Origin of the sequence: Vibrio scophthalmi LMG 19158 (assembly GCF_000222585.1) — a bacterium.
GTDB lineage: Bacteria > Pseudomonadota > Gammaproteobacteria > Enterobacterales > Vibrionaceae > Vibrio > Vibrio scophthalmi.
The window spans coordinates 89,488-104,305 of sequence record NZ_AFWE01000218.1 but is presented as its reverse complement, the minus strand read 5'-3'; the positions used below and the strand labels follow the sequence as shown (position 1 = coordinate 104,305).

Here is a 14,818-nt window from a genome sequence, read left to right as displayed (position 1 = left end):
GGCGTAGTGACGCGATTTGCTCAACCGGTTGGTGAGTTGGGCCATCTTCGCCCAGACCGATAGAGTCGTGGGTGTAAACTTGGATGTTCTGCACTTTCATCAGAGCAGCCATACGCATTGCGTTACGTGCGTATTCCATGAACATTAGGAATGTTGCACCGTAAGGAACAAAACCACCGTGCAGTGCGATACCGTTCATGATCGCAGTCATACCAAATTCACGTACACCGTAGTGAATGTAGTTACCAGAGAAGTCATCTGCTGTTAGCGATTTAGAACCAGACCACATAGTCAGGTTTGAAGGTGCTAGGTCAGCAGAGCCGCCCATAAACTCAGGTAGCATTACGCCAAACGCTTCTAGCGCGTTTTGCGATGCTTTACGTGATGCGATGTTAGCAGGGTTTGCTTGTAGATCAGCGATGATTTGGTTGGCTTTCGCTTCCCATTCTGCTGGCAAGTCACCGTTTACACGACGCTTAAATTCAGCCGCTTCTGCTGGGTAAGCCGCTGCGTAAGCTGCGAATTTATTATCCCATGCCGCTTCTTTGTCTGCGCCAGCCGCTTTTGCATCCCACTCTGAGTAGACATCTGCTGGAATTTCAAATGCTGGGTGTTCCCAACCAAGGAATTCACGTGCTGCTGCGATTTCTTCCGCGCCTAGTGGTGCACCGTGGCAGTCATGAGAGCCTGATTTATTTGGCGAACCAAAACCGATGATGGTTTTAGTACAAATAAGAGTAGGGCGTGGATCTGCTTTTGCCGCTTCAATCGCTGCATTGATGGCGTCAGCATTGTGACCGTCAACCGCAGGGATAACATGCCAGCCGTACGCTTCAAAACGCTTAGGCGTATCGTCAGAGAACCAACCTTCTACGTGGCCATCGATAGAGATGCCGTTGTCATCCCAAAACGCGATTAGCTTACCAAGACCTAATGTGCCCGCAAGAGAACAAGCTTCATGCGAGATACCTTCCATCAAACAACCATCACCCATGAAAACATAAGTGTGGTGGTCAACGATGTCGTGGCCTTCTTTATTGAACTGAGCCGCTAGCGCTTTCTCAGCCATTGCCATACCAACCGCGTTGGTGATACCTTGACCTAGAGGGCCAGTCGTGGTTTCGATGCCTGGTGCGTAGCCGTACTCTGGGTGACCCGGAGTTTTAGAGTGCAGTTGACGGAAGTTTTTTAGATCATCAATAGCTAGCTCGTAACCACTTAGGTGTAGTAGTGAGTAGATCAGCATAGAACCGTGGCCATTTGATAGCACGAAACGGTCGCGGTCAGCCCACTCTGGGTTTGACGGGTTGTGGTTTAAGTGTGAACGCCAAAGTACTTCAGCGATATCTGCCATACCCATTGGTGCGCCAGGGTGGCCCGAGTTAGCTTGTTGAACTGCGTCCATGCTTAGCGCACGGATTGCATTGGCTAAAATTTTACGATCCATAATTATTTCCGAATATTGTTTCTGTCTTATGAGACACGGGTAAATAGATGTAGAAGAGGGAACGTTTTCGTTCCCTCTTTTAAATAGTTTTGGATTACAGTTTCGCTGCGATCATCTCTTCAAGCTTGCCTTGGTCAACAGCGAAGTTACGGATGCCTTCTGCAAGTTTTTCTACTGCCATTGCGTCTTGGTTATGATCCCATAGGAATTCAGCGTGGGTCATTGCTGCTGGGCGAGCTTGAGTTCCTTTAGAGTCGATAAGCTTCTCTACTACTTCACCTTCTGCGGCTTCTAGATCTGCGAGAAGTTGAGGAGCGATAGTTAGACGGTCGCAACCAGCCAGTTCAAGGATCTCTCCGATGTTACGGAAGCTTGCGCCCATCACAACAGTCTTGTAACCGTGATCTTTGTAGTAGTTGTAGATATCTGAAACAGAGATAACACCTGGATCTTCTGAAGCTTCAAAATCACGACCTTCTTTTGCCTTGTACCAGTCCATAATACGGCCAACGAAAGGAGAAATCAGGAATACGCCAGCTTCAGCACAAGCACGAGCTTGAGCGAATGAGAATAGCAGCGTTAGGTTACAGTTGATGCCTTCTTTTTCTAGGATTTCAGCAGCACGGATGCCTTCCCAAGTTGAAGCGAGCTTAATAAGAATGCGATCGTTCGTAATGCCTGCATCGTTATACATTTTAACTAGCTGGCGCGCTTTCGATACACTGCCTTCCATATCGTAAGAAAGACGAGCATCAACTTCGGTTGAAATTCGGCCAGGGATAGTGGTTAGGATTTCTTTACCGATGTTAACCGCAAGCATGTCGCAAGTGTCTTGTACTTGTTGTGCTTTATCGTTGCTTTGCGCTTTTGCGTATTCAATCGCTTGGTCAATCAGTGGTGCGTACTCTTCAATTTGAGCCGCTTTAAGAATTAGAGAAGGGTTAGTCGTTGCGTCTTCTGGTTGGTATTTCTTGATTGCTTCAATTTCACCAGTGTCTGCTACAACGGTAGTTAGTTTACGAAGTTGCTCTAATTTGTTGCTCATAATTGATCATCCTATTTTCTGTCTACGTCGATACGAGAAATGACATAGACATTTGCAAGCGAGTTAACGAATAGTTCATGGCTAAATTTAGACCGTTTCCACTCATTAACAGAAAACTTTTGTTCGTTAGTTAAATTGCGTTGAGCATTTGTTCTAACGATGAGTAAATGATGGGTTCATATTTATCTTATTGGCCGCCAAAGTCAATCGAGTAGTAATGAATTAGGTGAGCTTAATCACCATTAATTTCGACTGTCATCGCATCCTGTTGCAGCTAAACGTTTGCTTGCTATGGCAAGGTTTTCTGGTGTGACTCACCTAATTAGATTTTGCTGTGAACATTTGTGTTGGTGGTGATCATTTGTTTGGGGTAAAGTGGGTGGTGACAAATGCTAGTGCATTGAGCATATGTGCACCCTTGAAAGGGTGCTTTTGCTAAAAATTTAATTGCCAGACGGATGACATAGTGACCACGACACCCGATAAACCAATAAACAGTACCGATGTATTAACTGAGATTTCAGTGGCCTATTACCAAGATGGCGCGACGCAAGAAGAGATATCGAAAAAATTCGCGATATCACGCGCTAAAGTAGGTCGCCTACTTAAGCAGGCGCGCGATGAAGGCATTGTTGAAATTACAGTCAAGTATCACCCGGTTTTCAGTGCCAAAATTGAGCAGCGTCTGATTGAGCGCTTTGGTGTGAAACGTGCTTTGGTCGCCTTGGATCAACCGAGCGAAGAGGCACAGCGTCTGCAAGTGGCAGGCTTGGTGTCGAAGTACATGGCGGGCACATTGCAAAATGGCACTGTCGTAACAGTAGGACAAGGGCGCAATGTTTCTGCGGTGGCGCATCATATTGGTGTTATCCCACAAAAAGAGGTCAAATTTGTCTGTGGCATCGGTGGTATTCACCCAAGAGGCGGCATGTTTAACGCTGACCACATTTGCCGACAGTTTGCTAAGAGTTATGGTGGCAGTTCAGAAACGCTCTATGCTCCAGCTTATGCAGAAAACCGCGAACAGAAATTGGCGTTTATGCAAAATGCGACAGTCAAGCAAACCCTTGATTTAGCGCGTAAAGCAGATGTGGCTCTAATAGGCATTGGTGACATGAGTGAGAACAGCTACATGGTTGATCTCGGGTGGTTTAGTGCCGATGAAGTGGTGCAGGCACGTTTACACCAAGGTGTTGTTGGTGATTTTGCCGGCTATGACTTTTTCGATATTCATGGTGCTTCCGCGAAAACCGTGATGAGCGACCGGGTGATAGGGCTCGGTATTGACGAGTTTAAAGCCATTTCAGAAGTGATTGCTATCGCAGCAGAAAACAGTAAACCTCTCTCGTTACTTGGTGCGTTGCGCACTGGCGCGATTGATGTGATTGCGACAAGTGTTAGTAATGCCCTGACGGTATTGAACCTCGATGAACAAATTAGCCAAGGTTAGGAATCTGCAATTGTGGGTCGCTTGGAGTATTTAGTTCTTTAGTTTAAAACTATTCGATCAAAAAATTGCTGCAACGTGTGTAACTGGGATGCGTAAGTTTGCTCATAACTCGCATCCTGATTTACTTTTTAAATCAAATTTATACTTTGTGGGTTAAAAATTAGCCACCTTACCCACGGAGAATAATAATGAAACGTTCCTTGATCGTGGCAGCTATCGCGAGTTCACTTGCGTTTGCAGCTAATGCTAGTGACAAAGTTGTTGCGGGTTATTTTGCCGATTGGCAATACGATAATCCACAAAATCCTTATGCAGTTAAAGATATTCCGGCGGAAAATCTGACTCATATCATCTACGCCTTTTTAAGCATGTGTGGCCCTCATACCGGCGCTTCTGCTGAAATCCAAGAATTAGTCGCAACCCAATGTGAAGGAAAAGACCCTTACACCGCAATTGTGGTTGATTATAAATCCGGGTTGGAAATGGATTTTGGCCCAGTAAAAGTTGACGTCCCTTATAAAGGTCATTTCGCGCAGCTAGCACAATTAAAAGCTGACCACCCGAAAATCAAAATTCTTCCTTCTTTTGGCGGTTGGACAATGTCGGAACCTTTCCATGCAATGGCTAAGGATTCAAAAGCGATGGATCAGTTCTCGAAAACTGCAGCAGAATTGATAGCAAAATATGAGTTCTTTGACGGTATTGATTTAGATTGGGAATATCCAGGTGGTGGTGGCTTAACGACCTCTCCTTGGAATCCAGATACGAAGTTAAGTGATGAAGAGATGCTTAGCGAACGTGCGGCCTTTACCTATTTGGTTAAAGTAATGCGCAGCGATCTCGATAAACTTGAAGCTAAAACAGGGCGCGAGTACGAATTGTCTACAGCAGTCGGTGTTGGGGCGAAGGCGGCTCAAATCGATTGGAATTCAGCTAGCCAATACCTTACCAATATGTTTGCGATGACTTATGACTACTTAGGTGGTTGGGGCGTGCAAACGGGCCATACCACGAACCTACACGCAACAGCTCGTAGCTGGTGGGGTATGGGGTCAGATGTTTTTATTAATCAGATGATTGAGCAAGGTATTCCTCCGGAAAAATTGGTAATTGGTGCTGCATTTTACGGTCGTGGCTGGGAAGGTACTAAAGATTATGATGGTGAATTACCAACGGGTGAATTGCAGTCTGCCGGCGGTGCGCCATTTGGTACGGGTGAAAATGGCTACTTTATGTTTTGGGATCTCATAAAAAACTATGGTGAGAAGCAAGGCTACGTGTATAAATACGACGAGGAAGCTCAAGCTCCATATTTATGGAACCCGGACAAAAAAGTCTTTATCTCATTTGAAGACGAACGTTCAATCAAAGCTAAAGCGGCGTGGGCTAAGAGCGCGAACCTCGGTGGGATCTTTACATGGGAGTTATCGGGGGATCCAACAGGGGAGCTCGTTGACGCTATGAATGAAGGCCTTAAATAGATGATGAAAAAAATCCCCGCATGCGGGGATTTTCTTTTTAATGTTTTGTTTGTAAGCAAGACTTATTCAATCGGAAAGCGAGAATTGCTGCCCCATTCAGTCCATGACCCGTCGTACACTCGAAGCTGTTTAGTTTCATAGCCAGTGAGTGTGGCTGCCAGTAAAACAATGCATGCAGTGACCCCCGATCCGCAACTAAAAAGGTACTCTTCCTTTCCCGCCACAAGCGTGTTTTCCATCAGTGGGATTAGCTGCTCAGCGGTTTTGAGTTTGTGGCCATCGATCAGCTCGGCAAAGGGCTGGCAAACAGAATTTGGAATGCGACCGCTGCGAACACCTGCACGTGGTTCAGGCGTTTGACCAAGAAAACGCGCCTTGCCACGAGCATCAACCGTTAAGCTACTGTTATTACCAATTTGTTGCTCAACGTATTGCGCCGCGACAAAGTAATTAGGATCCAATTTGCCATTGAAATTGCCGACGGGTGTTTCACGGTAGCAAGTTGTCGTTGGGTAACCACATCGCTTCCATTCCGTAAGACCGCCATTAAGTACAAATACGTTTTGATGTCCCATGGCTTTTAGCATCCACCACGCGCGTGGAGAAGCGAAGGTACCGCTGTTGTCGTAGACAACAATTGTCGATTCGTTGTTTAGACCGATTTGTCGCGCAAGCTGATTAAAGCGTGCTTCGCTTGGCATCATGTGAGGAAGTGCCACGTCAGGATCACAAAAACACTTATCGTAGTCGAAACGAATTGACTGTGGGATCAGGTTCTCTTTGTCTTTTTCAGTTTCAGATGGAATTTGAAAATCGATACTGGCATCTAAGATAACCAAGTTTGGATCGCTGCTATGCTGATAAAGCCATTTCGCAGATACAAGGGGAGTGGATACAAGTGACGTCACGTTGCCTCCTAGTGGCAAGAGATAAAGTGGTAACTGACATGGCCAAGTCGGTCTGTTGCAATCTCAATTTGAGCGAGCTCTTGCAGGTTGCATTGTACGCTTATTGGTGCAGATATAACGTGAGTATTACCTTCACCCAAATCAAGTGTTAAGAATCGCCTTTGGCCATCGAGAGATTGAGTCAGTGTCGATTCGATTATTGGGACGGTGGTTACTTGGCTATTGCTGTCAGAATTGAACCACAATAGCGCAAGTAACAGTACTAATGCTGCGAGTAGGGCGGCAAGAAAATATTTAGGGTTATCCATAACCGACATCTCCTTATTATCTTACAACAGCCTTATTTAGGACCGCACACTGAGCACGTAGGCATTTTCATCAAATTCATATCGCGCCAAGACATCGTCATAGCATCAAGAATTAATACTTTGCCTTGTTTCGGCGTGCCATAGTTAGCAATTACCTTAATCGCTTCCATAGCCTGCATTGCACCAATAATGCCCACTACTGGTGCCATCACGCCGGCTTCAACGCAACTTAGAGCACCACCACCAAACAAACTACTTAAACACTGATAACAAGGAGCTTGTTCATCTTGATAAGTAAAGACGCTGATCTGGCCTTCCATTCGGATTGCTGCGCCAGAAATCAACGGTGTTTTATGTTGATAACACAAGCGATTAAGCTGATTACGTGTGTCGACGTTATCGGATGCGTCCAAAACTAAGCTATGGCTTTGGATAAGTATCGATAGCTCATCATCACTCAAGCGTTTATCTATGGTCGCTATCTCGATGTGCGGATTCAGCAACGCCAAAGATTGCGCTGCTGATGCCACTTTCTTTTTGCCGATATCGGCATCATGGTGCAGAACCTGTCGTTGTAGATTTGACAGTTCGACCACGTCATCGTCAATCAGAGTTAACTTTCCCACGCCTGCCGTGGCAAGGTATTGGCTTGACGCACAACCTAAACCACCGGCACCGAGAATCAAAATGGACGCTTGCTTGAGTGCTTCTTGACCGTCAAAATCAAATTGATTTAACACGATTTGGCGATTGTAACGTAGCATCTCTTGATCAGATAAGATCTCCACAGCAACCTCTAGTATAAAGTTGAGTTAAACAGTTGAATTTGTACTGTCTCGCCCGCTTCAACGCGGCCGCGCTCGCGTTCAAGCACAACAAAGCAGTTGGCCAGGCTCATAGAGCGGAATGCGCCAGAGCTTTGGTTACCAGTGGTTTCCACCACAAACTGCCCATTCTCAAGTGAATAAATGCCACGTTGATAATCGGTACGGCCCGGGGCTTTCTTGAAACCTGTTTTTGTGATGGCTGGAATGGATTGAGGGGCTTGCCATTCACTATGACCAGCCAGTTTTGCCAGCATTGGTTGAACCAATACATACATGGTTAACACGGCAGAAACAGGATTACCAGGCAAGCCACAGAACCACGCAGAAGAAAGAGCACCAAACGCAAAGGGTTTACCCGGTTTGATAGCCAGTTTCCAAAAACCAATTTCTCCAAGTTCTTCAAGAATGTCTTTAGTGTAGTCAGCTTCGCCAACGCTCACGCCACCAGACGTCACTACAACATCGGCCAGTGATTGCGCTTTTTCAAAGGTCTCTTTCAATGTTTGTGGGCAGTCAGGAATGATCCCCAGATCAATCGCTTCACAACCAAAATTCTCAATTAATGGTTTTATTCCGTAGCGGTTACTATCGTAAATTTGGCCAGCTTCAAGCGGCTCACCGAGCGGCTTTAACTCATCGCCGGTCGAGAAGAACGCGACTTTCGGCTTGCGAATAACGCTGATGTGGCTAATACCCAGTGAAGCAATCATTGGAATATCACGCGGGGATAAACGAGCGCCTTTGGCCAAAACCACATCACCTTGCTTAATATCATCACCAGTTGGGCGGATATTGTTTTGTGGTTTGACATTTTCTTCAGCAAAAACGATACCGGCGTCGGTCACTTGCGTGTTTTCTTGCATGATCACCGCATCACAGCCGGTAGGGATCTGCGCTCCGGTCATAATACGAATACAAGTTCTTTGCGGCCATTCACCAACAAAAGGTTGACCAGCAAAAGATTTACCTACCATCGGTAGCGTGTTTGTGTGCGCTAAGTCTGCTATACGTACCGCATAGCCATCCATCGCTGAATTGTCGAATGGAGGCACAAAAATCGGAGAAAGAATATCTTCTGCTAGAACAAAACCCAGTGCGTCTGCAAGCGGTAATTCTAAAGTATTTTGCAGTGGTTCAATGCGTGATAGCATTTTTTCCATCGCGTCTTCAATTGGCATCAAGCCAGGAGCGTCACAGCAACCCATGGTGTCATTCCTAATCTCGTTATAGTTTTGGCTAACTCTACCACAAATTCGCCGTGACACTAAGCGTGCCGTGGCGTTGAATCGTTCGCAGAATAGTCCCCCTAGTTAAAATATGGGTGTAATTATTAAAAAATCCGAGTATCCTTGTCAGCCATCCGCAAGGAGTAATATGAGGAAGTGGAATGTCAGGTCTTAGCGAGTCTGCATTGTTAGTAAAAGATGCACTTGAAAGCCGTGGATTAGAGACACCAATGGTGCCTAGCCAATTTAGTCGTGAAGAAAAAAAGGAAAAGATTCAACATCATATGAGAGAAATTCTTTCTCTGCTTGATCTTGACCTTACGGACGACAGTTTAGAAGAAACGCCGCACCGCATTGCAAAAATGTATGTGGATGAGATTTTTTCTGGTCTTGACTACCAAAACTTTCCAAAAATTACCGTGATTGAAAATAAGATGAATGTCAGCGAAATGGTTCGTGTTAAAGACATCACCTTAACCAGCACTTGTGAACATCACCTAGTGACGATCGATGGTAAGGCCGCAGTGGCTTATATTCCACGCGGAAAAATCATTGGTTTGTCAAAAATAAACCGTATCGTGCGTTTCTTTGCTCAGCGCCCACAAGTGCAAGAGCGTTTGACTCAACAGATTCTGGTTGCGCTGCAAACCTTGCTTGAGTCTGATGATGTGGCGGTAACCATTGATGCAACGCACTACTGCGTGAAATCGCGCGGTGTTATGGATGCGACTAGCCAAACGACCACTACGGCACTTGGCGGGATATTCAAATCTATCCCAGCGACGCGCGCCGAGTTTTTGCACGGATTACGTTAACCTTAGGGTAGACGACTTTTTTGTAAAAACCGCTTCTAGAGAGGCGGTTTTTTTATTTTGCTATTTTCCATCTATGCTCTGTGCATAGAGACACAAACGACGAGTATAAGTTTTGACCGATTCATTTAAATCTTTGCCACTACAGCCTGAGCTGCTAACGACCCTTGATTCATTGGGCTACACTCAAATGACCCCAATCCAAGCACAAAGCTTGCCTATCGTTCTTGAAGGTAAAGATGTGATTGGTCAAGGTAAAACAGGTTCAGGTAAAACGGCGACGTTTGCGCTGGGTTTGCTTTCAAACCTAAAGGTGAAACGTTTTCGTGTGCAATCTTTAGTTCTGTGTCCAACTCGCGAATTGGCTGACCAAGTAGCGAAAGAGATCCGTACTCTAGCGCGTGGTATTCATAACATTAAAGTGCTGACGTTGTGTGGTGGTATGCCAATGGGGCCGCAAATTGGTTCTCTGGAACATGGCGCGCATATTTTAGTTGGTACTCCGGGTCGTATTCTTGATCACCTTAGCCGCGATCGTATTGACTTGTCAGAGTTAAATACTTTGGTGCTGGATGAAGCAGATCGCATGTTAGACATGGGCTTCCAAGATGCGCTTGATGCGATTATCGATCAAACGCCTACTCAGCGCCAAACTCTTCTGTTTAGTGCGACTTTCCCGAAAGAGATCGAGGCGATCGCTTCTCGCATCATGAAGGCGCCACAACTGGTTAAAGTGGAATCAACTCACCAAACTTCGACCATTGAACAGCACTTCTACAAAATCAATGCAACGGAAGATCGTGACGAAGCATTAGAAACGTTGCTGATGGCGCACCGCCCAGAATCATCAGTGATCTTCTGTAACACCAAGAAAGAAGTAATGGCGGTTGCTGACGAACTACACAATCGTGGCTTTAGTGTTACAGAACTTCACGGTGATTTAGAGCAGCGTGAACGCGATCAAGCATTAACCATGTTTGCAAACAAGAGTATCTCCATTCTTGTTGCGACCGATGTTGCTGCGCGCGGTCTGGATGTTGATAACCTTGATGCGGTATTTAACTTTGAATTGTCACGCGATCCTGAAGTACACGTGCACCGCATTGGTCGTACTGGCCGCGCAGGTTCAAAAGGTCAAGCATTTAGCTTCTACAGCGACAAAGATGGCTACCGTACGGCTTTGATTGAAGAGTACATGGACATTGAAATTGCGCCTGAAGCGTTACCTCACCGCCCAGCGGGTGAACCGTTTGATGCGGCAATGACAACGATTCAAATTCTTGGTGGTAAAAAACTGAAAGTACGCGCAGGTGATATCCTTGGTTCTTTGACCAAAGAAGCGGGTATCGATGGTAAATGCATCGGTAAGATTAATATTCTAGCGATGGTTTCTTACGTTGCGGTGGAAAAATCAGTCGCAAATCGTGCCTTGAAGCAGCTGCAAAACGGCAAGATCAAAGGTAAAGCGTTTAAAGCGCGCATCATGAAGTAATCCTCTTCGGTACCTTAAACACGTCACTTAATTGGATGTGTCATTTATGAAGGCTCTATTCAATGTCGTTTTTGTGTCATTGGGGGAGCCTTTCGTTTATCTGCTTTCGAACACTTCCCTAACTGTAATCTAGCATTGCAACAAAACGTAATTTAGTCATTTTCTCGTTATGATGCTTATGCATGTTTTGTCTATCTATATTCTATCTCAATAAACAATCGCTAACCCTATGATTGGTAACGTATCCAATCAAGTCAGAAAATGAATCCCATTTAGACGATTAAATCTTAACGGCATAGTTTCTTAAATTGCATATCTATGCAGTCATGGTTTTTCTTGGGTTATTGGTTGTTACGTGCGTCTCATAAATAAGATGTTGTTTTATGTTAACTTTCATCAAAACGTGCACACGATCACTTGAATGTGAATTACCATTTCGGTCGTTCGATTCATCTTAGACTTTCGTTCACGTTATTTTGCGAGGGTATGCCTTCTTGCTCGAAGTCGGCAAGTTAATCCTATCAAGTTACCATAAGCGTTTGAATCAATGAGGTGTTCTTATAATGGAAAAACTATTTTTACTTACAGCGTCAGTCGTAATACTTGCTGGTTGTGGCAGTCTCAAATACCACAATGTGAAATTAGTCGAAGCGAATGAATTTGAACTGTGTGATATCGCGTACAACGGTGTGGATGAAATGTCTAAACTAGACGCTCGCACGGAAATGCAGATGCGCGGAAAAGATTGGGAATCTGCAACGTGTCAATACAAGGCTCGTGATGAACGAACTCGACGCGATGCATCTAACACTCCTGTCCCTATGATCATTCACGATCCTAATTGGCGTGACCGTGAAAAAGCTTTCAATAAAGCAAATGTGAAAACCACGGACCAGAGTGAAGTTAGCGCGGATAAAGATGTCATCGTAGTTGACGGCGATACCATCAAAGGTTGGTTAGGGCTTTAATTATGATGAAAAGCGCTCTAATTAGCGGTGCTCTCTTAGTACTCTTTGGCTGTGCAGCGCCTCAGTATGATTCTGTTTATCAGTCACAATGCTCGTTTAGCCTTGATGGCGATGAAGCTCTAACATTTAAAATTAAAAATGACACTGCTTATCTTTCAGGTGTTGTATGTGACGGATCGCTTGATGCTTTTGAAAACATGATATCGCAGCATCCACACATTCAGATGCTTGTTTTCGAGAGTATTGATGGTTCAGCCGATGATGAGACTAACATCGATCTGGCTTATAGGATAAGAGAGTACGGATTAGACAGCTATATTGCCAAAACTGGTCACATTGCATCAGGTGGTACTGACCTATTTTTGGCTGGTGTGAACCGTACCGTCGAGCCGGGGGCAAAAATCGGTGTGCATAGCTGGTCTGCGGGCGTGGATTTAGAAGGTAAAGATTTACCTAGAGATCATCAAGAACACAATCGCTATCTCGATTATTACACCGATATTGGTGTCAACCGCGATTTCTATTGGTTTACTCTTGAGGCTGCGTGTGCAAACGACATGCATTACATGTCGATGGAAGAGCTACGAAAATATGGATTTATGAAGTAATGAAAAAATGGCTCTTAATCAGCTTCTTGGGCATGAGCACGCCAGCAATAGCAAGTGATTACCTTTATCTAGATGTTGACTCTTTTCTAAATGAAACAAAGGGGTCGATTCTATATGGCTTTCAGTTCAAGGCAGACAATGTGTTAGATTTTGGCTATGAACTGGAATACAGCCGTTATAATGATGATACTTATTCATATGGTGTAAATATCAAACCTTCTTTTCATCTAGGGCGGTCAGTGTATGTGTCACCAATTGTTGGTTTGCATAAGTTCACTCAACAGATAGGCTCTGGTATCGTCTATGGTGGCGAAGTTCGATATCTTCTACCGTTTTTTCATCTAAAAGCAGGCTACAAAAAAGCAGATGAAGAGTTTAGCGATAACAGCAATTTCTTTGTCGGGGCGGGTTTTCGATTTTAAGCACGCGAGTAAGCCCGGTACGGAATGCACTAGGCGATAACTCCTTGTTCTAACTAGCTCGCTGTTCATTTGGTGGATAATATCTACTAAATGAACCCTGTATAGTTAACAGCAATTACAGTTACGTTTGAATTTGCTCATCTTGCCGATACCCGGGTTGAAGGTGTTGGTTGGGTCGAGCGAGTGATAAAATTCTTGTAGTTGCTGTTCTGCTTCATAGAGATGCCCGACATTATGCTCCGCGGGGTATTTTGCCCCTTTTTCGGTGAGCAGTTTTAACATCAGTGCTTTCATTTTCTTTGTATTAGTGCCTTTTTTGAAAATGTAGTCTTGATGGAAGACATGACACATAAAGTGGCCATAATAGAGTCCGACCACCAATTCATTGGTGATCTCTTCTGGCAGTTGTTCGACCCAATCAATGTCGTTACGTCGTAAGGCAATATCCAGTGCTAATATATCTTCCACTTCATTAGAATGTACGGCTTCATATCGAATTGCAGCTCCTGCCGCGGCAAAGCGATGTAGTAAGGCTTTTTTGCCCTCATCGGCGGTACATTCAAAATAATCGCATTCTTCTTGCTCTGACCACACATTCTCAAGGTACTGTTTCGCTTCTCGAATACCATCATCACTCATTTTTAAAATCAAATGGTGCTGGTATTGGTCTCTGAATTGCAACATTCTGGCTGGCAAATGCTGGGGGAATAATTTACTGAGCCAATAGAGCGCAAGATCAGGCAGGTCGTTAGAGACAAATGGAACCCGTTTTAGTATGGACTCGACTTTCGCCTTGAGTGAAAAGAACTTAGGTAAATTGTCAGTGCCTAAATGGTGAATAGACAAGAATACATCTTTACCGTATTTTTCCGCCAAATTGAAAATATCACGATGCATGTATTCACCCATCTCAGGCAGGTTTTCGAATTGACTCAGCATATCGCGGCGCAGTGTGGTCAGTTTGTCTGCATCGTTACAGCCGATATAAAAAAGTTGTTCTTTGCTGGGTATCGGATAGGTATCAACTCGGACAGCAAACACCGCCAGTTTGCCAGCACAACCACTGGACTCAAAAAGCCTACGTGAGTCAGCATTAAAGCGTGATGGGGTTTCGGCATTAATATCACGAACGCGTTGTTCATATTCATGATCAGAAGCCATGGCATCCCCGTTTTCGATTGAGCTTGCGGCAAAATTTCCCTGTTCAACATTCGCGAGGATTTGCTCCGGTGTTTCACCAAGATCGTTGATGCCAAGGTGATTAACGAGCTCTAATTGACCTTCTTTAGTGACGCGGGCGAAAAGCGCTAGTTCCGTGTAGGCGGGGCCTCTTTTCACTAGGGCGCCGCCTGAATTATTGGCAATACCGCCAACGACTGTCGCGCCAATCGTCGAAGACCCGATCACAGAGTGGGGAGCTCGATTGACCGATTTTAAACGCTTATCCAACTGGTGAAGACTGACACCAGGTAGGCTGATAATTTGTGCGCCATCATTAATTAAATGCAGCGTTTTAATACGAGTAATATTGATGACCACCACTTCGCGATCGTAATCATCGCCACTGGGGGCAGAGCCTTCGGTTAAACCGGTTTTTGCTGCCTGCATAATAATGATGCAGTTGGCAGCCACCGCAGTTTGCAGTAGCTGCCATTGCTCAACTAGTGAACTAGGGAACAATACAGCCAGTGCCTTGCCCTGACCAGAGCGAAAGCCAGAGCGGTAATATTCTGTTTTCTTTTCGTGAGTCAATACGTTTTCTGTGCCAACAATACGAATAAATTTTTCAATTAACGCTTGGTTATTCATAGACTTCCTTGTCTC

At 44.9% G+C, this 14,818-nt stretch carries 14 protein-coding genes; 7 read left to right on the top strand and 7 right to left on the bottom strand.

Annotated elements, in window-relative coordinates:
- A partial coding sequence (gene tkt / locus RH88_RS20165; protein ID WP_005599509.1) for a transketolase occupies nt 1-1,447 on the bottom strand: 1,447 nt, incomplete at its 3' end.
- Between the two features lie 94 nt (nt 1,448-1,541).
- Complete coding sequence (gene tal / locus RH88_RS20160) at nt 1,542-2,492, bottom strand: transaldolase (protein ID WP_005599507.1); 951 nt, start codon at nt 2,490-2,492, stop codon at nt 1,542-1,544.
- 466 nt (nt 2,493-2,958) lie between these two features.
- Between tal and RH88_RS20155 the strand changes: the two genes are divergently transcribed.
- Both RH88_RS20155 and RH88_RS20150 read left to right on the top strand, forming a co-directional pair.
- On the top strand, nt 2,959-3,942 hold the full coding sequence (locus RH88_RS20155; protein WP_005599505.1) for a sugar-binding transcriptional regulator: 984 nt from the start codon (nt 2,959-2,961) through the stop codon (nt 3,940-3,942).
- A 188-nt stretch (nt 3,943-4,130) separates the two neighbouring features.
- Nucleotides 4,131-5,423: a glycoside hydrolase family 18 protein gene (locus RH88_RS20150; RefSeq protein WP_005599503.1), complete on the top strand. Its 1,293-nt coding sequence runs from the start codon at nt 4,131-4,133 to the stop codon at nt 5,421-5,423.
- Nucleotides 5,424-5,485: 62 nt separating this feature from the next.
- Here the strand turns inward: RH88_RS20150 and RH88_RS20145 are convergent, their stop codons facing one another.
- From RH88_RS20145 to moeA, 4 genes are read right to left on the bottom strand one after another with little or no spacing between them, the layout of a single operon-like run.
- On the bottom strand, nt 5,486-6,331 hold the full coding sequence (locus RH88_RS20145; RefSeq protein ID WP_005599501.1) for a sulfurtransferase: 846 nt from the start codon (nt 6,329-6,331) through the stop codon (nt 5,486-5,488).
- A gap of 8 nt (nt 6,332-6,339) precedes the next feature.
- Nucleotides 6,340-6,639, bottom strand: coding sequence for a hypothetical protein (locus tag RH88_RS20140; protein ID WP_005599500.1), 300 nt, complete (start codon nt 6,637-6,639; stop codon nt 6,340-6,342).
- Between the two features lie 32 nt (nt 6,640-6,671).
- A complete protein-coding gene (moeB, locus tag RH88_RS20135; RefSeq protein WP_005599498.1) occupies nt 6,672-7,427 on the bottom strand; it encodes a molybdopterin-synthase adenylyltransferase MoeB in 756 nt (251 codons plus the stop codon).
- Between the two features lie 8 nt (nt 7,428-7,435).
- The gene (gene moeA, locus RH88_RS20130; protein WP_005599496.1) at nt 7,436-8,671 is read right to left on the bottom strand and encodes a molybdopterin molybdotransferase MoeA; all 1,236 of its coding nucleotides are present in this window, start codon (nt 8,669-8,671) and stop codon (nt 7,436-7,438) included.
- 182 nt (nt 8,672-8,853) lie between these two features.
- Between moeA and folE the strand changes: the two genes are divergently transcribed.
- The 5 genes from folE to RH88_RS20105 all read left to right on the top strand — a co-directional run bounded on the left by folE (nt 8,854) and on the right by RH88_RS20105 (nt 12,994).
- Nucleotides 8,854-9,507 (top strand): GTP cyclohydrolase I FolE, encoded by a 654-nt coding sequence (gene folE, locus RH88_RS20125; RefSeq protein ID WP_005599495.1) that lies wholly within the window; start codon nt 8,854-8,856, stop codon nt 9,505-9,507.
- 112 nt (nt 9,508-9,619) lie between these two features.
- Nucleotides 9,620-10,996, top strand: coding sequence for an ATP-dependent RNA helicase DbpA (gene dbpA / locus RH88_RS20120; protein ID WP_005599494.1), 1,377 nt, complete (start codon nt 9,620-9,622; stop codon nt 10,994-10,996).
- Nucleotides 10,997-11,559: 563 nt separating this feature from the next.
- The gene (locus tag RH88_RS20115; RefSeq protein WP_005599493.1) at nt 11,560-11,964 is read left to right on the top strand and encodes a hypothetical protein; all 405 of its coding nucleotides are present in this window, start codon (nt 11,560-11,562) and stop codon (nt 11,962-11,964) included.
- 2 nt (nt 11,965-11,966) lie between these two features.
- Nucleotides 11,967-12,572: a COG3904 family protein gene (locus RH88_RS20110; RefSeq protein ID WP_005599492.1), complete on the top strand. Its 606-nt coding sequence runs from the start codon at nt 11,967-11,969 to the stop codon at nt 12,570-12,572.
- Nucleotides 12,572-12,994 (top strand): hypothetical protein, encoded by a 423-nt coding sequence (locus tag RH88_RS20105; protein ID WP_005599491.1) that lies wholly within the window; start codon nt 12,572-12,574, stop codon nt 12,992-12,994. Before RH88_RS20110 ends, RH88_RS20105 begins: the two co-directional genes overlap by 1 nt.
- Before the next feature lie 105 nt (nt 12,995-13,099).
- On the opposite strand, the gene dld is transcribed toward RH88_RS20105, so the two are convergent.
- Nucleotides 13,100-14,803, bottom strand: a complete 1,704-nt coding sequence (gene dld, locus RH88_RS20100; RefSeq protein ID WP_005599490.1) for a D-lactate dehydrogenase — start codon at nt 14,801-14,803, stop codon at nt 13,100-13,102.
- Nucleotides 14,804-14,818 lie beyond the last annotated feature (15 nt).

Bases quoted from the DNA above. Each gene is read 5' to 3' on its own strand.
- tal (WP_005599507.1), bottom strand. From the start codon at position 2,492: ATGAGCAACAAATTAGAGCAACTTCGTAAACTAACTACCGTTGTAGCA.
- moeA (WP_005599496.1), bottom strand. From the start codon at position 8,671: ATGGGTTGCTGTGACGCTCCTGGCTTGATGCCAATTGAAGACGCGATG.
- folE (WP_005599495.1), top strand. From the start codon at position 8,854: ATGTCAGGTCTTAGCGAGTCTGCATTGTTAGTAAAAGATGCACTTGAA.
- RH88_RS20110 (WP_005599492.1), top strand. From the start codon at position 11,967: ATGATGAAAAGCGCTCTAATTAGCGGTGCTCTCTTAGTACTCTTTGGC.
- RH88_RS20140 (WP_005599500.1), bottom strand. From the start codon at position 6,639: ATGGATAACCCTAAATATTTTCTTGCCGCCCTACTCGCAGCATTAGTA.
- dld (WP_005599490.1), bottom strand. From the start codon at position 14,803: ATGAATAACCAAGCGTTAATTGAAAAATTTATTCGTATTGTTGGCACA.
- RH88_RS20115 (WP_005599493.1), top strand. From the start codon at position 11,560: ATGGAAAAACTATTTTTACTTACAGCGTCAGTCGTAATACTTGCTGGT.
- RH88_RS20150 (WP_005599503.1), top strand. From the start codon at position 4,131: ATGAAACGTTCCTTGATCGTGGCAGCTATCGCGAGTTCACTTGCGTTT.
- RH88_RS20105 (WP_005599491.1), top strand. From the start codon at position 12,572: ATGAAAAAATGGCTCTTAATCAGCTTCTTGGGCATGAGCACGCCAGCA.